Source organism: Bradyrhizobium sp. CCBAU 11361 (genome assembly GCF_028128935.1).
Lineage (GTDB): Bacteria > Pseudomonadota > Alphaproteobacteria > Rhizobiales > Xanthobacteraceae > Bradyrhizobium > Bradyrhizobium niftali.
Map to the genome: position 1 here is coordinate 79,091 of NZ_LBJZ01000004.1, position 20,024 is coordinate 99,114.

Annotated in this window: 22 protein-coding genes and 3 pseudogenes; 11 read left to right on the plus strand and 14 right to left on the minus strand. The window is 58.9% G+C overall.

All coding sequences use genetic code 11. The annotated features are described in order from the left end of the window. Positions 1–115 precede the first annotated feature (115 nt). Together XI08_RS01965 and XI08_RS01970 are read left to right on the plus strand one after the other, a co-directional pair. A complete protein-coding gene (locus tag XI08_RS01965; protein WP_271573138.1) occupies positions 116–418 on the plus strand; it encodes a hypothetical protein in 303 nt (100 codons plus the stop codon). A gap of 51 nt (positions 419–469) precedes the next feature. Next, positions 470–892: a hypothetical protein gene (locus XI08_RS01970; RefSeq protein ID WP_271573139.1), complete on the plus strand. Its 423-nt coding sequence runs from the start codon at positions 470–472 to the stop codon at positions 890–892. A 24-nt stretch (positions 893–916) separates the two neighbouring features. Here XI08_RS01970 and XI08_RS01975 read toward each other — a convergent pair. Both XI08_RS01975 and XI08_RS01980 read right to left on the minus strand, forming a co-directional pair. Next, positions 917–1,637, minus strand: a pseudogene (locus XI08_RS01975) (metallophosphoesterase family protein). Positions 1,638–1,787: 150 nt separating this feature from the next. Next, positions 1,788–2,066 carry a hypothetical protein gene (locus XI08_RS01980; protein ID WP_271573140.1) on the minus strand — a complete coding sequence of 93 codons (279 nt, stop codon included), beginning with the start codon at positions 2,064–2,066 and terminating at the stop codon, positions 1,788–1,790. A 345-nt stretch (positions 2,067–2,411) separates the two neighbouring features. On the opposite strand from XI08_RS01980, the gene XI08_RS01985 reads away from it, so the two are divergent. Further along, positions 2,412–3,836, plus strand: a complete 1,425-nt coding sequence (locus XI08_RS01985; protein WP_271573141.1) for an undecaprenyl-phosphate glucose phosphotransferase — start codon at positions 2,412–2,414, stop codon at positions 3,834–3,836. 1,203 nt (positions 3,837–5,039) lie between these two features. Beyond that, positions 5,040–5,324 (plus strand): hypothetical protein, encoded by a 285-nt coding sequence (locus XI08_RS01995; protein WP_271573142.1) that lies wholly within the window; start codon positions 5,040–5,042, stop codon positions 5,322–5,324. A gap of 452 nt (positions 5,325–5,776) precedes the next feature. Here XI08_RS01995 and XI08_RS45930 read toward each other — a convergent pair whose 3' ends face one another. From XI08_RS45930 to rfbA, 7 genes and pseudogenes are all read right to left on the minus strand, one after another. After that, complete coding sequence (locus tag XI08_RS45930; protein ID WP_333926732.1) at positions 5,777–6,142, minus strand: VanZ family protein; 366 nt, start codon at positions 6,140–6,142, stop codon at positions 5,777–5,779. A 1,148-nt stretch (positions 6,143–7,290) separates the two neighbouring features. Beyond that, positions 7,291–7,704 (minus strand): annotated as a pseudogene (locus XI08_RS02000) (transglutaminase-like cysteine peptidase). An 815-nt stretch (positions 7,705–8,519) separates the two neighbouring features. Continuing rightward, positions 8,520–9,044: a hypothetical protein gene (locus tag XI08_RS02005; protein WP_271573143.1), complete on the minus strand. Its 525-nt coding sequence runs from the start codon at positions 9,042–9,044 to the stop codon at positions 8,520–8,522. A 224-nt stretch (positions 9,045–9,268) separates the two neighbouring features. Further along, entirely contained in the window at positions 9,269–9,556 is a 288-nt protein-coding gene (locus XI08_RS02010; protein WP_271573144.1) for a hypothetical protein, read from the minus strand. 502 nt (positions 9,557–10,058) lie between these two features. Continuing rightward, on the minus strand, positions 10,059–10,232 hold the full coding sequence (locus tag XI08_RS02015) for a hypothetical protein (protein WP_167771362.1): 174 nt from the start codon (positions 10,230–10,232) through the stop codon (positions 10,059–10,061). 169 nt (positions 10,233–10,401) lie between these two features. Next, complete coding sequence (gene rfbB / locus XI08_RS02020; RefSeq protein WP_271573145.1) at positions 10,402–11,508, minus strand: dTDP-glucose 4,6-dehydratase; 1,107 nt, start codon at positions 11,506–11,508, stop codon at positions 10,402–10,404. A 12-nt stretch (positions 11,509–11,520) separates the two neighbouring features. After that, positions 11,521–12,410, minus strand: a pseudogene (gene rfbA, locus XI08_RS02025) (glucose-1-phosphate thymidylyltransferase RfbA). A gap of 133 nt (positions 12,411–12,543) precedes the next feature. Here rfbA and XI08_RS02030 point away from each other — a divergent pair. The 6 genes from XI08_RS02030 (at position 12,544) to XI08_RS02055 (ending at position 14,537) form a co-directional block, all read left to right on the plus strand. Continuing rightward, positions 12,544–12,948 carry a hypothetical protein gene (locus XI08_RS02030; protein WP_271573146.1) on the plus strand — a complete coding sequence of 135 codons (405 nt, stop codon included), beginning with the start codon at positions 12,544–12,546 and terminating at the stop codon, positions 12,946–12,948. 48 nt (positions 12,949–12,996) lie between these two features. Further along, positions 12,997–13,152, plus strand: a complete 156-nt coding sequence (locus tag XI08_RS02035) for a hypothetical protein (protein WP_167771361.1) — start codon at positions 12,997–12,999, stop codon at positions 13,150–13,152. Positions 13,153–13,156: 4 nt separating this feature from the next. After that, positions 13,157–13,468 carry a hypothetical protein gene (locus XI08_RS02040; RefSeq protein ID WP_271573147.1) on the plus strand — a complete coding sequence of 104 codons (312 nt, stop codon included), beginning with the start codon at positions 13,157–13,159 and terminating at the stop codon, positions 13,466–13,468. 196 nt (positions 13,469–13,664) lie between these two features. After that, positions 13,665–13,787 (plus strand): hypothetical protein, encoded by a 123-nt coding sequence (locus XI08_RS02045; RefSeq protein WP_271573148.1) that lies wholly within the window; start codon positions 13,665–13,667, stop codon positions 13,785–13,787. Beyond that, on the plus strand, positions 13,780–14,037 hold the full coding sequence (locus XI08_RS02050; protein WP_333926737.1) for a hypothetical protein: 258 nt from the start codon (positions 13,780–13,782) through the stop codon (positions 14,035–14,037). The genes XI08_RS02045 and XI08_RS02050 overlap by 8 nt, the downstream gene beginning before the upstream one ends. Positions 14,038–14,114: 77 nt before the next feature. After that, a complete protein-coding gene (locus XI08_RS02055; protein WP_271573149.1) occupies positions 14,115–14,537 on the plus strand; it encodes a hypothetical protein in 423 nt (140 codons plus the stop codon). Positions 14,538–15,191: 654 nt separating this feature from the next. On the opposite strand, the gene XI08_RS02060 is transcribed toward XI08_RS02055, so the two are convergent. After that, positions 15,192–15,767: a hypothetical protein gene (locus XI08_RS02060; RefSeq protein WP_271573150.1), complete on the minus strand. Its 576-nt coding sequence runs from the start codon at positions 15,765–15,767 to the stop codon at positions 15,192–15,194. 123 nt (positions 15,768–15,890) lie between these two features. Continuing rightward, positions 15,891–16,628: a metallophosphoesterase family protein gene (locus XI08_RS02065; protein WP_271573214.1), complete on the minus strand. Its 738-nt coding sequence runs from the start codon at positions 16,626–16,628 to the stop codon at positions 15,891–15,893. A 189-nt stretch (positions 16,629–16,817) separates the two neighbouring features. Between XI08_RS02065 and XI08_RS02070 the strand changes: the two genes are divergently transcribed. After that, positions 16,818–17,441, plus strand: a complete 624-nt coding sequence (locus tag XI08_RS02070) for a transglutaminase-like cysteine peptidase (RefSeq protein ID WP_271573151.1) — start codon at positions 16,818–16,820, stop codon at positions 17,439–17,441. Here XI08_RS02070 and XI08_RS02075 read toward each other — a convergent pair. The 3 genes from XI08_RS02075 to XI08_RS02085 all read right to left on the minus strand — a co-directional run bounded on the left by XI08_RS02075 (position 17,433) and on the right by XI08_RS02085 (position 19,881). Continuing rightward, positions 17,433–18,740 (minus strand): hypothetical protein, encoded by a 1,308-nt coding sequence (locus tag XI08_RS02075; protein WP_271573152.1) that lies wholly within the window; start codon positions 18,738–18,740, stop codon positions 17,433–17,435. The two genes, XI08_RS02070 and XI08_RS02075, sit on opposite strands and share 9 nt — an antisense overlap. A gap of 152 nt (positions 18,741–18,892) precedes the next feature. Then, a complete protein-coding gene (locus XI08_RS02080; protein ID WP_271573153.1) occupies positions 18,893–19,207 on the minus strand; it encodes a hypothetical protein in 315 nt (104 codons plus the stop codon). Between the two features lie 74 nt (positions 19,208–19,281). After that, positions 19,282–19,881 (minus strand): hypothetical protein, encoded by a 600-nt coding sequence (locus XI08_RS02085; RefSeq protein ID WP_271573154.1) that lies wholly within the window; start codon positions 19,879–19,881, stop codon positions 19,282–19,284. Positions 19,882–20,024: the final 143 nt, after the last annotated feature.

Genomic DNA, 20,024 nt, shown 5'->3' on the forward strand with positions numbered 1-20,024 from the left:
TCGACACAACTCGTAGACGAGATTGACGCATCGTGTTGGCGAGAGCGTGGCGTGTATTCTGAGATTTGCAACCGGCGTGACGGCGCCGGCTTGTATTGCGGCAGGGGAGTGGATCATGACGGGAACGCGGGCAGACGCCATCACCAGTTCGACCGACACCGCGCCGCGGCGCTATTTCGTCGATGCGGGTGGCCGGCGTGTCCTGATTGGCCTGACGCCCGAGGAGACGTTCGAGTTCGAGCGGCTCGACAGTGGACAGCCGCCGGGCCGGGTGCAGGTGGCGTCCGAGGGCCGTGACGTGTGGCCGGATGCCGGTGAGCGGCGCCGGCTCGAGCTCTACGAGAAGCACGAGGGCGCCTGGAGGGCCTGGATGGCGCAAAGCCGCACCGAACGGCGCGAAGGATTCAAGCTTTATTAACCATCCCGGACCCATTTTCTGGTCTGGCGCCTCGAACCGGAAAGTGCACGCATGTTTCAGCTCTTCTTGCGGGCCCGCACCCATAATTTCCTGAAAGATCGTTTCGGGGGAGAGCAGACGTTCCGTGCGCGCTCGCCCGAGCGCGACGCCGAAACCGATCGCACGCGCGTCGAAGCCATCATGAGTGCGATCGAGGAGGCTCTGCACGCGGCGGAGCGGGAACAGTCGGGCCTGAACCGCCGGGTCGAAGACGTGCTGGCGCGTGCGGCCGTGACCTTCGGCAATGGCGATGACGAATATCTCGAGCGCGAGGCGCTCGACAATCACCATCAGGATCTGTTCGACAAGGAGATCCTGAACGGCCAGCGCCGGCTCAAGGAGCTCGGCGCCTCGATCGCTCATTTCAAGTTCCTGAAGGCGGCGATGCTGAGCCGCTTTCCGGAATACCGGCCTCCGGCAAGCTCCACCAATTAGAGTGTGGAGCGCGAGGCTGGCGGGCTAGATCGCGAGCATGCTGTTGCCCTGGATGGACAGCAGCGTCAGATTTCCGGTGGCGTACGCGCCGGTATCGATGTTGGCGCGGTTTTCCAGCAGCTCGGCCTGCCGCACCGGCGTGTGGCCGTGCACGACATATTTGCCGAAGCGCCTCTTGCTCTGGAGGAATTCGTCCCTGATCCACAACAGGTCGGATTCGCGCTGTTCGGAGAGCGGAATGCCCGGGCGCACCCCGGCATGGACGAAGAAGAAATCGCCGCATGTGAATGTCGGCCGCAACTGGCGCAGGAACGCGATGTGCTCCGGCGGCATCGCGGATGTGAGTTCACGCACGAGATCGGACTGTTCGTCCTTGAGGCGAGGCGCGGCCGACACGCCATACGACATCAGGGTCTGGAGTCCGCCGAACTGAAACCATTCGGTGGCGCTCCAGCACCGAGGTGAAGTAGGCCTCGTGATTGCCCTTGAGGAAGACCGTGTTGCGGCGGCGGCTACGCCTGATCAGGAGGTCGAGGGTGTGGCGCGAGTCCGGTCCGCGATCGATGTAGTCGCCGAGGAAGACCTCGATCGCGCGGTAGGGCCGGCTGTTCGCCATGTCCGCATCGATGACGGCAAACATCTGTTCGAGCAGGTGCGCGCAGCCGTGGATGTCGCTGAGCGCATAGATGCGCACGCCGTTCGGTAGCTTCGGCCGGGGCGAATTTCGGGGCGCTGTCGTGGGCATGGGGCCCAACTCTTTCAGAGAGCTTCGCCCGGGATGTCAATATGCTATCGACGAAATCGAGGCGCCACGAGCCGCTTTTTTCCTGCCGCCCGCTGCCGAAGGCCGATCCAGAGCTCTGTGAACCGCCGATCCCTGCCGCTTCCAGGCCGACTAGCCGAAGCTCCGGCTGTCGAACGATGGCGCGGCCTTGCCGCGATGGGCTGACGCTCGCACGCGAACCAGAGCCGCGCCGCAGAAATAGCCAAACTGGAGCATCGCCGCAAAGACGAGAATCATGACAACGGTGTGAGCCGAATCATGTCCCTGCCAGACAGCGCCCGCCCCGAGGATCGCTGCACCGAGAACGATGGCAAGCGGCAGGATGAAGACTCGGAATCGGCCTCCCAGCAACGATCCGATCAGCAGGCTGAAGACGATGACGGTACTCACGACACAACTCCTCGAATTGGTCACGAGTGTTAATGGCCGCGAGCTAATAACGGCTTAAGCGGCATGGTTGAACAGCCGTTCAAATGCGCGCGACAATCTGCGCGAAAATGACGCGATTTGATGGAAATCGCGGCGCGATGCCCGCATAATTGACACGTGTGTGACAGCAGTTTGAGCATTCTCTCGTTGCGATGCTGCGTTGCGTGAAAATCGATTTGATTTTTTCGGTGCACTGCCGCAATGTCGCTTTGTTTAGTTAAGATATACTTCGGCGCACGTCGAAAAAAATTCGGATCGATTTACTCGCAATTCATTGCGGGTGCGTGGCGAGGCAGCGAGGTTCGGATGGCTGTAGCAACTTACGGTTCGGAAAACGATTATTCGGCTATATCGAACCGACGCGGTGTCCTCCAGAGGCCGCTCCAGGTGGCCTTGATCGCCGGCGACTTCCTCGCCGTGCTGCTCAGCTATTTCGTGGCGAGCGGTTTGTATCGCGTGCTTGTCGTCGAGCAGGATTCGTCCGTCGGAGCCGGTCTCGTCGTCGGCGCGGTGTTCGTGACGATCGCCTATTTCCAGGGCGTCTACGATCATCATCGCCTGTTGAGCACGGTCTGGCAGCTGCGCAAGGCCCTGGCAGTCTGGCTGATCTCGCTGACCATCCTCGCGGTCGAGGCGTTTCTGCTCAAATCGTCCGCGGATCTGTCGCGCGGAACCACGCTGCTGTTCGCTGCGACCGGCGGCGTTGCCTTGGGCGGGCTGCGCGTGTTGTGGCGCCTGGCCCTGACCTCGAGCTATGCCAAGGGCCGTCTGGTCGATCGCAAGGTCGTGCTGCTCAGCCTCAGGCCGCTCGATTTCACTTCGACCCGCTTCAAGGATCTTCGCAAGCACGGCTTCAACGTCGTGCGGCATTTCATGCTCGAGCCGTCCGAAGAGGGCGCGGGCTGGGATCGCGAGATTCGCGACATCATTCGTCAGGGCCGGACGGCGGACGTGGAAGAATATCTCCTGGTCATCGACTGGGACGAGATGCCGCTTCTCCAGAAGCTGAGCCAGCACCTGCGCGTCGTTCCGCAGCCGATTCGTCTTCTGCCTGATTTCCCGATCGCCGATCTGGTCTCGCGTCCATTCCAGCCCGTCAGCGGCACGGTCGCAATCGAAATCCAGCGCGCGCCGCTCAGCGTGTTCGAGCAGGCGCAGAAGCGCTGCCTCGATATCGGCCTTGCCTCGTTCGCCCTGCTGCTGCTGGCGCCGCTGCTGGTGACGGCCGCGATCATGATCAAGCTCGATTCCAAGGGCAAGGTGATCTTCAAGCAGTCCCGGCGCGGCTTCAACGGCAAGCAGTTCGAGATCTGGAAGTTCCGCTCCATGACGGTGGCGGAGAACGGCCATGTCGTCACGCAGGCGACGAAGAGCGACGCGCGGGTCACCCGTGTCGGCCGCGTGCTGCGGCGGACCAGCATCGACGAGCTGCCGCAGCTCTGGAACGTTCTGCGCGGCGAGATGTCGTTGGTCGGGCCGCGCCCGCATGCTCTCGCGCACGACAACTACTACGACGAGCTCATCAGCAACTACGTGTACCGGCACCACATGAAGCCGGGCCTGACCGGATGGGCCCAGGTCAACGGCTTCCGCGGCGAAACCCCGACTATCGATCTGATGGAAAAGCGGGTCGAGTACGATATCTGGTACGTCAGCAACTGGAGCATTGGGCTCGACATCAGGATCATCCTTAAGACCGCGCTGGCGCTGATTCATCAGGAAGCCTACTGAGACCCTGATTGCTCAGGGCGACGCTGGTCCATGAGCCGAGCTTCGCCGGCGATGCCCGTAAAGGAATGAGCTAGTCCCTCAGATAGGCAGGCCTGTCGTCCGACGGATAGCAGGGATGACGAAGTTGCTCCCTTTTCCGTGAGGTAGCGTCGGAATAGCTCCCGGTCGATTTCCGGCGCTCCACATGTACGATTGATAAGCTCGGCACGCGCTCAGCAGCTGCAGTCTGATAAAGCACGGCCGCGCTTGGGAACAGGCGTGCACTGAAGATGCCGGTGAAGTCCTATCCGCATTGTTCGTCAGCTCGGACGGCAGCGCGCCATAAACGCGAAGAGCCAGCGGCGCGCGAATGAGCTGGAGCCGATCTTCGAGTGGCGCGAACCTGTAGGAAAAGGCCGAGGAAGGTCGAGCTCAACCTCTTGGGCGTGTACAACGGCGCGAGGGCGACCTGCTCGGGAACGGTCGAGGGAGCGTCCGACGTCAAGTTTGAGGCGACGCAGATCTACAGCCAGGAAAACACGCTGGCAGCGGATGCCAGGTGCGCGGTCGCCAAGCTCAAGGCCGACAAGTTGTCCAAGGGTCTCGACAGCCGTTTGCGGCCACGCCATCTCCCCGCACCTGGACCTCTTAGCTCAGAGCCAATGCAAAACTATCCAAGTAACCGTCGCCAGCAGCAAATCTACAGCAGCCACGACTAGTGCAATCGCTATCCAGTCAGGACCCTTGCGGCGCAATCGAGCGATGTATCGGTGCGGTAAGGCTCGTGCGGGGGAAAAAGTCGAACGATACCAAACGGATTCTTCGGAGACAGCTGTGTTGCTCAGGAGTGATCTCACGGAAATCTCGCTTAAGTAATCTAAACTTAAATTCACGGTTGATCAATGCAGCCGAGCATAGAGCTATAGTCGCTACATGCAAGAGGGTTGCAGAGGAGGGCGTTTTGACGGTGCCGAATGCTTCCTACCCCTCCAAGTACCATCCTGCCCGAAGCAGAGAGACAAGTGTCCGAAACGAGGTTGAAGTGAGATGTCCCCGGCGGCAGTGGGAGACGCTTGCCACGTGCCAGGCCCTCGCGCCCCCAACGTCCTTGCGCTTTAGCTTTGCATTGACGCTGTTGTCGCGAAAACATGACGCGGCCGCGCTGCAGCAACCATGCTTTAGACCCTACAAAACTAGGTTGAGGCTCATGCAAGGGAGAGGAACATGCCTCAGATCTGGATGACATATGACGAACTGGCGAGACTTAGTCAGTGCACGCCCGCAGAAGCCAGAATGCGGGCCATCCATTTGTCACTCGACCGTCGCAAAAGCCGCGATGGGGCAACCCGCGTCAAACTCGATCTGGCGCTGACAGCCAAATTCTTCGCCTCGATCCGCGAAGCAGATTTTGATCTCGATTGTGCCATCGAAGCGCTACAGAAAACGCACCGGCAGATGGCCGAACTCTTGGCGCCGAACAAGTTTGGTCCCGGGCATAGGGCGGCCTAATTGCCGAACTGCTGCTTTGGCCGGCCAAAGTGGTTGGGGCTGCGCTCTGTGTTTCCCGCGAAAGATGCCCCATGGCGGCGTTATTGTTGGCGACCAATCCCTATTTCGCGCTGGAGTTGGGGTGTGAGCCCCATTGCCCCTTCAGTTCGGCCTTGGCCCGTTCCGAGATTTCTGGTTGCGGGTGCGGGATTGGAAGGTGACGCAGGAGAAGTGGTAGTCGAGGTCGTCGAACTCGGTGCGGTGCCGGCATATCCGCTGCGAATACCGTTTGAGTAGGTGCCTTGGGCATGAGCGGACAGACAAGTGCCGAGGAGTGTGGCCCCGACCAAGAGCATCGCAAAATGTTTCATTAGGTTTCCGATCCGGTTAGCGCTCCACACCACCACTGTGGACGTAGAAGTGCGAATTGCCAACCGCATCTTGGCGCCAATTGGACATCGGCTAGCATGGGCCTAGGACGGGGGCCGAGGCAAGAAAGCCAGGATCACTTGAGCAAGTAGCACTCCGACGGTTCCCCCTGCCGCTTTTTGAAGCACGTCCAGCAATGAGGGATCGCGATCGGGCGTTAGCCCTTGCAGGAGCTCCAAGCCGACTGCGACGGCTAGCAGAAGTCCGCAGGCCATGGCAAAGCGGCCGGGCAAAAGGAACGAGAGGAGGAAGCCTAAAAGCCCATATGCGCTGAAGCGCTCGATGACGACAACCCAATAGGCTTCGTGGTGGCCCACGAGCACAGGCCTTCCCGCCAGCCTCGCGAGAGTGGCGTAGACAATAAGCGAAAAGCAAATGCCTACGGCGGCGATGAGTTGGTTACGACGCATGCAGGCGTAATATAACAACCGGCATGTAGTGAGCCGAAAAAAGCGTTTGTATCGTTAACCGGTCTGCCCGCGCCGGTCCGTTATAGACGATGCGATGCGCCCTCATGGTCATCGTCTGCAAAAGATGCGCCTGCGAGCCTGTTAATGCGTCAGCCGCCACGGCGACCGCCGGACGCAAACCTCTGGATCGGCGGGAAGTTGCGCTTGTCCGAACGCATCAGAAATTCCGGAGGCTTTGACGGTTGCGAAGGTCGAACGTATGGCTCCCACTTAAGATATTTTGTGCGTCGCTTTTGTGAGATAGCTGAACGGGTGGCGTAACCAGCCGCGAACGAGGTCATCGCAATCAGAACTAGGAGCAGGAGACCGAGCATTAATGGAAGACCTCGTGGACGAGTGCGCCATGACGACGCATAGTGTAAGCACATAGTTCCACCTGGATAAGGCGGTTTCGCGGAATCCCTGTGACGACAATCACTTTACCCTGAACAGAAGGGATCCAGTTCCGCACTAAGCCGGTGCGTTCAACTTCAGGACGCGGCTTGCCTAAATCGACGCAGCGTCGTGGAACAGCCTCGGATCAGCACGCAGCAAGCCCGATTTCGAAGACGCCAGAATGAAAAGCAGCGCAGCACAATGCTAGCGAAGCATTCTTCCGCTCAGCATCCTCGTTGCAGCGAACCACGGGGGCTTCAACTTCCTTTAAGGCTTCGAACTGTTGCTAGGTGGTTTCGCTGGAGTGTCCCACGGGCGCTTTCCATTGACGTCCCGGTCCCATGCCCGCGAGGTTGAGCCGCTTTTTTCCTCTGCTGCGTCCCGGGCGCGCTGCCTTGATTTGGTCGCGAAATGATATTTTGGGCGTGGCAGAAGGCGGCACAGCCGGCTGTGCGGCAACCGGAACAGCAAAAAGGGTAATCGCGGTCACGAGAAATGTTTTCATCACCCCGATAATACGTCTGGGGACGCGGGTCCGATTTACTTGGTCCGCAAGCTCAAGGTTGGCACACACTTCTTGTTCAGAGTACCGGCTCTTGTTCAGAGTACCGGCTAGCACTTAAGCGACTAGGATCGCTGCCGTGACATTCGCCCGTGTTGCTAGGAGCATCCATCCGCCAGTTTTTGCGTGTGGTAAAGATCCGGTCCGATGCTCACTCCCCACGGTCGGCGATCGTGGTCCATAGCCGCATCTGAATTCGAACCCAGCGATAGGGCACACGCGCCCACGGCTTGATCGCCGGCGTCAGATTGTCGAGAACCAGATCGCCACTTCAGGTACGCACGACGAGAATGAGGTGATGCTTTCCCCAACGGGTCACGACCTCGCCCAGCAGCAGCGCGCTTGAAGGCAAGCCTCGATCGAGCAGTTTGTGGCGCTTGGTCACTGCGTAATCATTGCAATCGCCCCGATCCGGTTTGATCAACCAGGCTTCGACGCCGGAGCTCAATTCCGCGCCGTCCGGACAAATGCTGCGGTTGACGGTCTGATTGATCTGTTTGAGAATGGCCCAGCATTCGCCAGTCAGGCGAACTAGGCCCCGCGAAAAAGCGGCTGCGTGCGACATTCGTCCGCGTAGCGCAGGCAAAACATCGTGTAGGCCATCGGTGGAAGCGTCTGCGTTTCGAACCGTATGTGCCGTGTTGTTGGTAACTGCGGTCCCGTCGGCATCTCCAGCTGCGCTGCATTGACGGCGTCAGGCCCGACGATTATCCCCGCAATCGCCAGCGCAGCAGTTGTAAAAAAGGGCGCATGTCATGCTTCCCTATCTGTCGGAGGACGCTGGGTGCAACGGTGAGAGTTCCCGTGCCACGCCGACCCCTCACTTCAAAGTCGCTCGAGTTGCGCTTTGTGCTTACAACCTCGTAGCAATGTGAGATTGCATACGTTGGCGTAACACCTCTCGGGAAATCGGTTCCGGAGGAAGTAGCAGGCCGACTTGCCCCCAACGGTGCGCCAAGTCCCGGTACATGTGCAGTTTGTGCCAGTGGCTGAACCGTGAAGTGAGGCCGCAGCGTTCTTTGCAGTGGCCCCTGCTTGCCGGTCGGCCCGTCCTGTGGCTCTCTAGATTGCTAGCTTCGATGGTAGCCTTCGTCGGTGGTCTCTCTCGAACAAGCGGTGCGGTCGTGTTGGATTCGGTCAGTAATTCCCCGAGGTCTTCATCATCGGAAAGCCCCTCGCATAACCCGAGAACGGGGTCCGCCCACAGCTGACTGTCCCGCGTCACCAAATGTTCGCCGATCCTACGAAGTACGCACCCTCAGAGCAGTTCTTCGGGCACCGGTAGGCGTTGAATAGCTCACCAACGGCTCCTAAGTTTACTTCGATGCCTTGGAAATCAGGGAGACGTCGATGCGAAGGTTTTCCATTGTCGCAGCTGTCCTAGTCGTGCCGGCGCTCGCATCCGCGCAAAACCAGGGGGAGAAAAAAGTGGATCAGAAGCCGGACAATTGCTTTTACACCGTCGGAAATCAGACAATTCAAGTGCCGCTCGGCGCGAGTGTTTGCCGCAGACAACCGGCGCCGTACGACGACAAATATTCGTTGCTTCGCTGCACTCCCCCGCTCGATGAGATCGACTCGGACATTAATCGTGGGGACGCCCGCTGCGATCGCTACGAAGAGCGTCAGTAGGAAGCGTGCGCTTCCGTAGGTGAGGCTTGAGACTATTTGGGCGACCCATACGAAACGCTCTGCGTATTCGGTGATGGGACAGTTCGGGCGTGAAGACTTTTGCGAGGCCGAAGTCGCCGCTTCAGGCTTGGGTGTCGTGAAGAACGCCCTTTCGAAACATTCCCGCATACCTTCAGCTTCCGCGAGTAACATGCAGTTCTGGGCCGCATTTGCTATATCGAGCGAGACGAGCGCGAGGCTGGCCATGACAGCCGATACCAAGAAAATATGCATTTCAATAAGCCTTTGTTACAAGTGCAAAGGCGTTTCTTAGCACCGCCGCGTGCGGTCGTCGGATCGCCGATCCCTTAGGGCTGTCAGTTCGCTCAAGCTCTGCGGCGCTGAGCCCGGCGTTTCTCTCTCAGGCGCTGTAGGCGATCATGAACCGACGTCCGCGACCCGCGACCAAGCCCGGCGAGCGATCCGATCGGTCGGAACACCTCATGCATTGAGCACGATCAGCTTGAGATCGTCTCAGGGTGCCAACGGGTGTTGTGGTGCTCGGGCCAATCGATCGGTTTGTAGAAAAGACCTCGGCGGTCGATCTTCTGGAGAAGTCCATCCGCTCGCTGTCTTGCGGCGAGGCGGGTCGAAGCGACGGACAGGACCTCGTGACGGATGAACTCATACATCCGTAGAATGAAATGGTCGGAAAGGCTGGCAAAATCTGCCATTGCGGTCACTATCTTCGTCAAGATAACCGAGCGATCAGGCGCCAACTGGCCCAGCCAATTGCGGTGATCCATGCAATCGTCGCGGCGCCGGCGACGCCCAGGAAGGCGATTGGTAGAAGGTAATCGCCAATCCATCGGCGCTTACTAACCGACGTAATTTCCTCGGTTCTATCGAGCATGTCGATCCTTGTCTTTAGGAGACGGGATATCGGGTGCGTGACAAAGCGACAAATGGTGGGTGCAATTAACCTCACCGATCAACCTTAAGGAGGAAAAATCCGGTGCCTCTGGGGCCGCGCGCCATCTCCGGCATCTATCGCCGATATGACCGCCGACTGCGCTGCCGCCTCCACCAGAGCCAAGGGATGAGCGCTATGTTGAAGCGGCGTCGTTTCAAATAGGACGATCGAGTTTGAGGATCGTTTGTCCGCGTGGGCCAGACAAATTCGTAAGCAGGCCGCTCAGCTCCCCAGGATCGGATCGTGAGGTTCTTCTCAAAAAGGCGAGTCAAGCCGCTTCCGGCGTACAGAACCGTCGGCCGTTCCAGCTTCGACTGGCCTCGTGGCTGCGTTTGTCAGCCCTGCTTGGTGGCCTTCGATTTGAGCGACAGGCCAAGGCGCAGCGCTATGCGCTTGATCGCGTGGGGCGACCGGCCGAGCTGCTTTGCCGCCTCTTCCAGCGACGTAGAAGACTTGGCCAGCTCCATTAACCGACGGTCTTCCTTGAACGACCAGGGCTTGCGCGCCATATCCGAAACGATCCTCTCGCAGATACAAGACAAAGCCGCCAAGCGGACCCGTGTCGCTCGACGGCTTTGCTTGGGTGGGGCCGGGCCTTGGGGAAGCCCGGTGCTGAGATGGATAAGTGATTGGGGAAAACTCGCAACAAAGACCGCGGATTAAGCTAACCGCTCAACCTTACCGCGATGAAATCGGTGCGCAGCGCTCCGTATAACCACGGGCTTTTGTCAGCCGAGGCCGATCCGCGCGCGCCGGTCGGTCGAGGATGTTTTGCCACCATGTCCGGTTGTCGCAGAACCAGCGGACGGTCTTCGCGAGTCCGCTCTCGAAATTCTCACGCGGTCGCCATCCGAGCTCGCGCTCGATCTTGCCGGGGTCCATGGCGTAGCGAAGGTCGTGGCCGCGCCGATCGGCCACGAAGCTGATCAGGTCGCGGCGGTCAGCGGTCCCGGGCGAGAGCTTGTCGAGCAGATCGTAGATGCGCGTCACTACGTCGAGATTGGTGTGTTCGCAGCGCGCGCCGATATTGTAGGTCTCGCCGACCCCGCCGTGCTCGAGCACGAGCGTCAGGGCCTCCGCATGGCCGGCGACATAGAGCCAGTCGCGGATATTGCCGCCATCGCCATAGACCGGCAGCTGCTCGTTCGCCAGTCCGCGAATGATCATGTGCGGAATGAGCTTCTCGGGAAAATGATAGGGCCCGTAATTGTTCGAGCAGTTGGTCACCATGGTGGGAAGCTCAAAGGTCTCCCGCCAGGCACGAACGAGATGATCGGACGAGGCCCTGCTCGCCGAATGGGGCGAATTTGGCGCATAGGCCGTCTCTTCGCTGAACAGGCCGCTAGTGCCGAGCGATCCGAACACCTCGTCGGTCGAGACGTGAAGGAAGCGGAATCGCGCACGCCTCTCCGGCACCAGCCTTCGCCATTGGTGCCGCGCCTCCTGAAGCAGGATGAAGGTGCCTACCACGTTGGTCTGGATGAACTCCGCCGGGCCGTCGATCGAACGGTCGACGTGGCTCTCCGCCGCGAGGTTCATCACGGCGTCCGGCTGGTATTTGTCGAACAACGCCCGCAGGCCGGCGCTCTCGCCGATGCATTGCTTCTCGAAGGAATAGCGCGGATGGCCGGTTGGGCCCGGCAGCGACTCGAGGTTAGCCGCGTAAGTCAGCTTGTCGATGTTGACGACGCGTGCGCCAGTGTCCGCCAGCAGATGGCGGATCACGGCCGAGCCGATGAAGCCCGCGCCGCCGGTCACGAAGATGGTGGTGCCGTCAAAGCGCATTCCGTCTCTGCTTCAGGAGCCGCCTGCCTCGCGCCCGAACGAGCGGTAGACCGACAGTAGATATTCGCCATAGCTGCTCTTGGCGTTTTTTTGCGCCAGCTTCTCGAAGGCTTCAAGGGAGATGTAGCCCTGCCGCAGCGCAATTTCCTCGGGGCAGGCGATGCGCAGCCCCTGGCGCTGCTCGAGGATCTGGACGAAATGGCTGGCTTCGACCAGCGAGGAATGTGTGCGGATGTCGAGCCAGGCCATGCCGCGGCCCATGAGCCGCACGAACAGCTCTCCGCGCTCCAGATAGACCCTGTTGACGTCGGTGATCTCGAGTTCGCCGCGCGCGGATGGCGCGATTCCGGCGGCGATGTCGAGAACGTCGTTGTCGTAGAAATAGAGCCCGGTCTCCGCGATGTTCGAACGCGGCTGTTTCGGCTTCTACTCGATGGACAAGGCGCGGCCGCTGGCGTCGAGCTCGACCACGCCATATTGCTCCGGCGTGTTGACGGGGTACCCGAAGACCGTGGCTCGTGCCCGCGCGCGGCGGCCTGGCTCAGCATCTCCGGCAGGCGGCTGCCGTAGAAGATGCTGTCCCCGAGCGCCAGGGCGACGGGGTCCTTGCCGACGAAGTCGCGGCCGACGATGAAGGCATCCGCCACTCCGCGCGGGCTGTCCTGATGGGCATAAGAGAAGTCCACACCGATCTCGGAGCCGTCGCCGAGCAGCCGATGGAACAGCGGCTGGTCTTGCGGCGTCGTGATGATGAGGATGTCCCGGATACCCGTGAACATCAGGGTGGACAGCGGATAGTAGACCATCGGCTTGTCGAAGACAGGCAAGAGCTGCTTCGACGCCACGGCGGTTACCGGATAGAGCCGGGAACCCGTTCCCTCTGCCAGGATAATGCCCTTCATGCGATTTCAAAGCCCAAGCCGAATGTCCACCACGTGATAATGCATGGCTCAGCTCGCGCAAGCCGGTATGGCCCCCGAAAGACATGACGATCATGACAGACAATACTGCACGCGGCGTGTCCGGACGATCGTAATGACCTGCACGAAGGCCCATTTCATCGCAATCGTCGCGCTGGTCGTGGCGGCCCAAACATGGCCGGGGCCGGGCCGCGCCGGCGACCAGATGTCGACGGCAGAGGAGCCGACGAACGACATGGGTCTTTCTTCCGACAGTCTGATTCCTCGCGAGGATTGGAAACGCAGAGTCGACGATGCACGCAAGCGCGCCGAGCAGGCGCGGCGGGACTGGCGACTCAACGACCCGCGGCGCATGGTCGAGCCAGATCCGCAGGAGAAGATAGCCACCCAGCGCGTGCTGAGCGACGACACGTTGCGGCCAGGGGATATCGTCTCGACAGACAAAGGGTTCTTGCTGTTTCGCGGTAGGTCCGGCGCCGATGGACAGAATGCGGATTTCGTGCCGATAGCTCCGCGCTAGCTTGCTTACACGCTATGATCGCGCAAACGGACAATACGAAATACGCAGATGCTTCAAAAAGCCTGGGCGGCATTGCCTTTCACTAAGATTCGAGAACGGGCGTTCGAGGGCGCGTTCTTCAGCGTGGCATTGATCGCGATGGCAGGCTGGGTCTATTTCATCACGCTGTTGCTGGTGAGATTGGTCCTATGGTTCCTCAGTTGACTGCATGCGGATGATCGATCCTCAAGCAGATTGCTGCCCAAGATTTCTCGCGTCTGACAACGAAATCAGCAGCATTCATCATCATGTCGACACAACTGCACGATGGGAATGCTGTGTCTGGAAGAAGGGAGCGTTCCGCAAATGGAAAGATTTTCCAATGATGCCAGTCGTGACCGTGATCTTGATCTTCTTCGCCGGCTTCGGTGTTGGCTACGCCGCGCGTGCGTGGCGATCGCGCAAGCGCAAGCACATGCGCCAACTCTACGCACCCTACAGTTCCTCCACGTCCCGGCCGGCCACACGGCGCGCATTCTGAAGATATACAACCATAAGGAGATCGGGTTATCGAGGATGCTGTGTTGTATATGGAGCCGGCATGACCGAGGTAACCATGTCCGGTTAGGTTAAATCGCAGCCGCCGTTGTCTGCCGGGTTGGTGGTGGCTAGGTTGCGCACGGATTTTTGTAGGCCATTGATTGCCACCGTGTGCTGTTGAGTTGGGATTTGAGTTGATGATCTGGCTCGTTGCGTTGATCATACCGGTTGCGGGTGTACCGCTGTTCGTCTGGGTCTATGGCCGCCGCGTCAGCGTGTTAAGCGGGCCGTGGATCTCGGGAGAGGCGCGCCATGACTGACCTCAGAAATAACGCTCCGCGGCGATATTTCGTTGATGCAGGCGGGCAGCGCGTTTTGATAGGGTTGACGCTTGAAGAGACCTTCGAATTCGAACGGCTGGATAGCCAGCCGGTCGCCAATCTGGAAGACCGCCGTGTCGTACGCGACAAAGGCGTCCTGTGGCCCGTCACGGGTGAGCAGCGTTGGCAAGAACTGTACGCCAAGCACGAAGGCGCTTGGAAGGCATTGGATAGCTCAGAATCGCGGTGAGCGGCCCGCGGGCTTTAGTCTTTATTAACCATCCCGGACCCATTTTCTGTCTGGCGCTTCAATCGGAAAAGGCACGTATGTTCCAGCTGTTCCTGCGGGCCCGTACCCACGATTTCCTGAGAGACCGCATCAAGGGGGAGGCGGGGTTCCGCGCTCGCTCACCCGAGCGCGACGCCGAAACCGATCAGTCCCACATCGAAGCCATCATGATCGCAATCGAAGACGCTTTGCACGCTGCCGAGCGGGAGCAATCGGGCCTGAACCGGCGGGTCGAGGACGTGCTGGCACGGGCGGCCGTAACGCTCGGCAATGGCGATGACGAATATCTGGAGCGTGAGGCCCTGGATAATCATCATCAGGATCTATTTGATAGGGAAATCCAAAATGGGCAGCGCCGCCTGAAGGAACTGGGTTCTTCCATTGCTCACTACAAGGTCCTGAAAGCGGCTGTGTTGTGCCGGTTTCCCGATTACAGACCCGGCTTGGGGGAAAACCGTTAAGCCTTATCGGCCATAGGATGCGACCTAGGACTCGTCGCTCCACTGCATCAGGCAGTGTCGCAGCAAAATGTAACTGCTGAGTGTAACGGTCGTGCATACCAAAAATGCGCACGACAGCAATTGGACCGCATACATCAAAATCACCTCGTCTTACGAACGAGATTACGCGATTAGGTGTAAACGGATCTTAACGGCGGTGCAAAGTCGCAGGACCAGACTAATAGGCCAGGACCCGCTGGGGGTCCAACGGGTTCGCATAACGCACATACGTTCGCACCGACCCGTAATAGTAATGAGGCTCATCCCTCGTACGGGGATCGAATGTATAAGGATACGCCTGTTGCAGCGACTTGTGCCGTACCTGGACTACGGTCGGACAGCCGCAGCGTGGGCCGCAATATGGATTTGGACCCCGGTCTATGTAAGGGACACGCGTTGCATGCTTCACCACAGGGATCGCGTAGTCGGCCGCATATGACGGGGTCACCAACGTGGATAAGCACCAGATGAGCGCAACTAATCCGAAAATGGATCGCATGGTAGGGTCCCCGAACTAGAGTTGATCTTAGACGTTCCCCGAGGAACGGGCAATATCCCCAAAAGCCAGCTGTGGAGTGACCTGCTGTGCGACTGCCCAGGGCCCGCCGGCCCCATCTACCCCCTTAACGTTCTGAGACGTGCGGGATCGATGGTCCGGATCGCACTCTCCAAGAATTCTCTGCCCCGGCCTGAGGCTTGACGATAGGCTGACACTAGCGCCGGCGTCTGATCCGGTTGCCGCGTCAACATGAGACGTACATCACCCTGGGCCAAGTCCCTTAGATCTGGGCTGGTAAGGGCATCAAATTGGGTGACGGTAGCAAGTCTTAGAGGCATCAGTCGCGCGTCGCTCGGCGCAGTGAGGTAGCTCATTTTCAACGATTCGATTGCTGCAGGTCCGTCGGGGTCCTGCCCGGCCTCCAGCACTGCCAATGCTAACCACAATTCGGCATCATACGGCGCCAAGGAAAGAGCGTGCTTGAGATGCGAACGGGCAAGTTCGCTGTTTGCTCGAATCCCGAGATCGGCTCTCGCCTGCTGGATCGCCTGTAGTGCCAGAACCAGCGCCTGGTTGCCTTCAAGGTCGGAACGCAGCGGTGAGATCGTTCCGATCCATTCGACTGGTGCGTTTGAGTTGAGACTGGCCCTGGTTGGATCCTTTGGGAAATCCGGCCGATTCAAGGCCGTCATTTCCGCGGCTCCTGATACGATCCCGAAGCAGCCGACCCCTGCCGCAAGGGCTAACATTAGGACACGAGCTCTGGTTGTTGAATTCATCAAATCTCCAAAGAGAAAACGGCAGCCGTGCGTCAATTAGAGAGCGAGCATACTGTCGTCCTGAAGGGCCAAAAGCGTCAGATTGCCCGTAGCATAAGCACCAGTATCGATGTTTATTCGGTTCGGTCGTATGTCTGGCTGCTGGACGGGGGTGTGGCCGTGGACGATGTATTTTCCGAAGTTCCGATTGCTTTCGAGAAATTCTTCACGGATCCAGAGCATGTCCTGCTCTTGTTGTCTTGCCAAGGCGACGCCAGGCTTGACGCCCGCATGCACGAAAAAGAAATCGCCGCATACGAAGCGCGCGCGCAGGCTCCTCAAAAAATACAGCTGACGGACCGGAATTGCCTGCGACAATTGCCGAATGAGTTCGTCTTGTTCAGCCGGATCGGGATTGAGAGAGGGGCTAAGTCCATATGACGCCAAGGTTTGGAGCCCGCCATATTGTTTCCAGTTCTGAAGCTGCGAGGGAGCGTTCAGCACGTCCAAAAGGAAGGCCTCATGATTGCCTTTCAAGAAGACCGATTCATGCTTCAAGCCGCGTTCAATCAGCAGTTCGATGGTTCGATTCGAGTCAGGTCCTCGGTCAATGTAGTCTCCGAGGAAAACGTGGATTGCGCGCCTCGAACCTATCGTGGTGAGATCGCGGTCAATTACGGTGAACATTTGCTGAAGAAGATCAGCGCATCCATGAATGTCGCTTATTGCATAGATACGAATGCCCTCCGGCAAAACCGGCTTTCGCGTCTTATTCTTCGATCCCGACAATCTCATCATCTGCCGAACTTGGCGGCCTTTTCGGTCTTCCGGCGTCAATCGCTCGAATAACTGCGTTCAGCGCACATAGTAAACGGAATTGCAAAGTTCTGCTTGGCTTTTGAGTCCATTTAGCGGGCGAAATGCCGCAGAATTTCAAACTCTTGAGGGTAACTTCCTAGCCAATAAGCATGCGGGGAGTAACCAATGCGTAAAATCACAACTTTGGCCCTGGGGGTTATCGCGGCCGGTCTCACTTGGTTCGAGCCGGTCCATGCGAGACTTCTGGGAATGCCGATGGGGCTTCAATCCGCAATCCAGCGAATTAAGCTCGAGACTCCTACCCTTCCGCCAATGGCGTATACGCAATTTTGCCTGCGGTATCGGGACGAGTGCCGCACACGGCCGATGTTTCGGGGCGGGCCGGTTCGGCTGACCGAGGATCGATGGGGGGATCTGAAGGAAGTCAATCAGATGGTTAACCGGGAGATCGCCCCAGAGAGAAATGAGCTCGGCTTGGCCGGCGAGCAATGGGTGATCAATCCAGCGCGGGGCGATTGCAACGACTATGCGGTCAGCAAGCGGCATGAATTGCTGGCGCGTGGCTGGCCGGCCCGGGCCCTACTGTTGAGCGAGGTTGTTGTGAATTCCGGCGAGCATCACCTCATTCTCGTTGTCCGTACCACGAGTGGAGATTTGGTGCTCGATAACATGACCTCGCAGATCAAGCCGTGGTCGCGCGTCCCCTATCGTTGGGTGCGCATGCAGATGCCCAACTCAAAGCTCTGGACGACGATCGTAAGCAGCAGGGTCTGGGTTGCCTCAGATTGAGCTGGTTCGTCCTGTGCTTTGGGCCAGCCCTAGGCCGATCACCGCGGCTAGCATGATCTCGGCCGTCGGGTTCAACATGCTTGCGTCGGTAAAGCTGTCGCAAAGGGCGACAACCACGATAGCGGCCGTTGCGGACGCGAAGAACGAGTCTCGTCCGCGCCCGACGGCGCCGCGCAAGGCGAATAAGAAAAGCTGAAGCGTAAACCCTGCGAGAATTGGCATGGCCACGCGTCCCCATTCGATGGCAACCAAAACTGCCGTCGAAGGGGCGGCCACTGCGCTACCAACACCATAATCTTGATAAATCCGCGCGACCCGTGTGAACGTACCGACGCCACTTCCAGTCCAGGAGGTGTCGGACATGGCGCGCCGCGCCACGGCGAGAGATGCTTGATCGTCGGATCTAACAAAGCCCAGAAGATCAACGAAAGGAGTGGATCGTGCCAGGGGTAGCGTTGCCACGGCTGCCATTGCGATCAGGACTGCTGCCAAGATTGCGGATGGCCAGGGCCGGAATCCAAGGCGGCGGACGGTTAAAACGAAAAGCATGATCGCAAACCCAAGTCCGGTCAGCCCAAGCAGCATTCCCTGTCCGAGCGCGGCAAAGGAAGCAAGGGAAACAACGATTCCGGTGATGCCGAGGGACATGCGCAACAGCACAGGAGTGCTTAGAGGTAAGACGGCGCCAGCGCGGTTTGAATGTCGCTCTATTGCCATGGCAATCGTTGCACTGTTTCCGAGTGCCGCAATGACAGCAGCCATAGCAAAGGAATGGCTATTTGACTGACCGATGTCAGGCACGGCTGTCGCGAGGAACTCGATTTGATCAGCCAAGCTCTCAAGCGCAATGAATGTCGCCGCGCCCGTCAATGTAAGCAGAAGGGTTTCTGCCCTTTCTCGATCTCTGGCGATCAGGATCGTCGAGATGATCAATGATAGCACGGCCAAATACCAGGTCAGGCTCCGCAAGGTGCTTCCGGGATCGATGCTGATTCGGCTGGCCAAAGTGGGGTCATTTAGAGCGACCGCTGCGGTGGGCCAGATTGGACTGGTAAGCGATGCAATTGGAAGCGGGACAATCTGAATCATCATCCAGACGATGGGGAAGAGCGCTGCCCAAGCAAATCTGCGGAGCGTCGCAGCCGCAATGATATCCGCCGGGCTCGCCGCAATAGCGACGGACGCCAGCATGATCGCGGCGACCAAATACAGGGCATGCTGGACGAAGATATAGCTAATGAATGGTGCGGCTGGAGTTGCGACTAACAGCGCGATCAGAAGGAAAAAGGCGATCGACAATTGAAGACTTCAAAATAGTGAGGGGGAGGGCGAGCCGGCGACGATCCGCAGATCGATTTACTATCGCACGGGGAATCAACGCCGCCAAACGCCTTTTTGGCGGCACCTTGAGCCAGTCGGCTGCATCTGAAGACGTAAAACCTGCAGGCCATTTACCGTCCGGTGTGGTCAGCTGACGTTCGTCTGTAGAGCGCTGCTACGGATGCCTTGCGAGAAAACGTTTGCTTCCGCGAATAACGGGCCAGCAACGTGGTCTGTGCCAACAGGCCGAAGGCATAGCCGGTTTGGGGGACGAAACCCATCAGAAACCCGTATCCGCACGCGACGGCTAGTCCTGCACCAAGCGATAGCTGGGTCAGGAACGTGACAACGACCGCGATCAGGCTGAAAGGCACCAAAATCCACACGCGAAAACGCCAAGCCAGGACCGCGCCGGCGAGAAATAGAAATATGGCAACCGGGGTCATTGTGTGTCTCCGGCGCCACCATTCCACCTGCTTTCCTAACGAACCGTGAACTGGTTCCCGAACAAGGCGCCTCCTCATCGTGCAGGACAGCTCTCGGTTAGCATTTGGTAAGCGGCAGCAATTCCGCCGATCGGGACCGTTCCGCGGATCGAAGCGGATTTTCCCTCAATTTCGACAGAGAGCTCGTTTGCCTGCTGCCAATCACGGGTTACGAACTCCGCAGCGTTGCGAGGTAACAACAGAGCTTGGCCTGCCTGCACGACGGATGCATCAAACACCTCAATTCGGCCGTTCCCGGACGTCAGGGTGACCTTCGGCTCGCCGCGCGACATCCGCTCCAGGATGATTAGAAGGACTTCGATGCCTTGACGGCCACATTGGAGGCTGAGGCCCGCGAGCCCAATGTCGGACCTCTTCGCATCAGCAACGTGCATAATAGAGACCGCATCTGGTCCGCCTGAAGGGTCCTTGGTTTTGACCAGCTGCCACCCCCCATCGAGTAGGATAATGTTGCTGCCGCTGCCGACCTGTTTAGAGACTTCGCTGTCGCATTCTTGCTGCCGAGCAGCTCCGACCCCGGTAACGCACCCCCGCGTTCCGGAGTTGGTCTGCGATCGTGCGTCGGGAATTGAAACCAGCGCGATGATTGCGAGGACGCAATGGAGATTCTTCATCGAAACTCAGACTGACGTTGCAAACCGTGACTTGACTCCCTGCTCACCTTTTTGGCACTAGCGGGCTCCATTCAAATTTGAATTAATGCACCGCATTATTTTATTGCAATGCAGCATTCCCGATGATCTGCTGGTGAGTGGCA

Coding starts and splice junctions, on each gene's coding strand:
- XI08_RS02085 (WP_271573154.1), bottom strand. CDS start 19,881: ATGAAGAATCTCCATTGCGTCCTCGCAATCATCGCGCTGGTTTCAATT.
- XI08_RS01970 (WP_271573139.1), top strand. CDS start 470: ATGTTTCAGCTCTTCTTGCGGGCCCGCACCCATAATTTCCTGAAAGAT.
- rfbB (WP_271573145.1), bottom strand. CDS start 11,508: ATGCGCTTTGACGGCACCACCATCTTCGTGACCGGCGGCGCGGGCTTC.
- XI08_RS01985 (WP_271573141.1), top strand. CDS start 2,412: ATGGCTGTAGCAACTTACGGTTCGGAAAACGATTATTCGGCTATATCG.
- XI08_RS02015 (WP_167771362.1), bottom strand. CDS start 10,232: ATGGCGCGCAAGCCCTGGTCGTTCAAGGAAGACCGTCGGTTAATGGAG.
- XI08_RS02060 (WP_271573150.1), bottom strand. CDS start 15,767: ATGACGGCCTTGAATCGGCCGGATTTCCCAAAGGATCCAACCAGGGCC.
- XI08_RS01965 (WP_271573138.1), top strand. CDS start 116: ATGACGGGAACGCGGGCAGACGCCATCACCAGTTCGACCGACACCGCG.
- XI08_RS02080 (WP_271573153.1), bottom strand. CDS start 19,207: ATGACCCCGGTTGCCATATTTCTATTTCTCGCCGGCGCGGTCCTGGCT.
- XI08_RS02030 (WP_271573146.1), top strand. CDS start 12,544: ATGACCTGCACGAAGGCCCATTTCATCGCAATCGTCGCGCTGGTCGTG.
- XI08_RS01995 (WP_271573142.1), top strand. CDS start 5,040: ATGCCTCAGATCTGGATGACATATGACGAACTGGCGAGACTTAGTCAG.
- XI08_RS02045 (WP_271573148.1), top strand. CDS start 13,665: ATGATCTGGCTCGTTGCGTTGATCATACCGGTTGCGGGTGTACCGCTG.
- XI08_RS02010 (WP_271573144.1), bottom strand. CDS start 9,556: ATGGATCACCGCAATTGGCTGGGCCAGTTGGCGCCTGATCGCTCGGTT.
- XI08_RS02005 (WP_271573143.1), bottom strand. CDS start 9,044: ATGCATATTTTCTTGGTATCGGCTGTCATGGCCAGCCTCGCGCTCGTC.
- XI08_RS45930 (WP_333926732.1), bottom strand. CDS start 6,142: ATGCGTCGTAACCAACTCATCGCCGCCGTAGGCATTTGCTTTTCGCTT.
- XI08_RS02055 (WP_271573149.1), top strand. CDS start 14,115: ATGTTCCAGCTGTTCCTGCGGGCCCGTACCCACGATTTCCTGAGAGAC.
- XI08_RS02040 (WP_271573147.1), top strand. CDS start 13,157: ATGCGGATGATCGATCCTCAAGCAGATTGCTGCCCAAGATTTCTCGCG.
- XI08_RS02050 (WP_333926737.1), top strand. CDS start 13,780: ATGACTGACCTCAGAAATAACGCTCCGCGGCGATATTTCGTTGATGCA.
- XI08_RS02065 (WP_271573214.1), bottom strand. CDS start 16,628: ATGAGATTGTCGGGATCGAAGAATAAGACGCGAAAGCCGGTTTTGCCG.
- XI08_RS02070 (WP_271573151.1), top strand. CDS start 16,818: ATGCGTAAAATCACAACTTTGGCCCTGGGGGTTATCGCGGCCGGTCTC.
- XI08_RS02035 (WP_167771361.1), top strand. CDS start 12,997: ATGCTTCAAAAAGCCTGGGCGGCATTGCCTTTCACTAAGATTCGAGAA.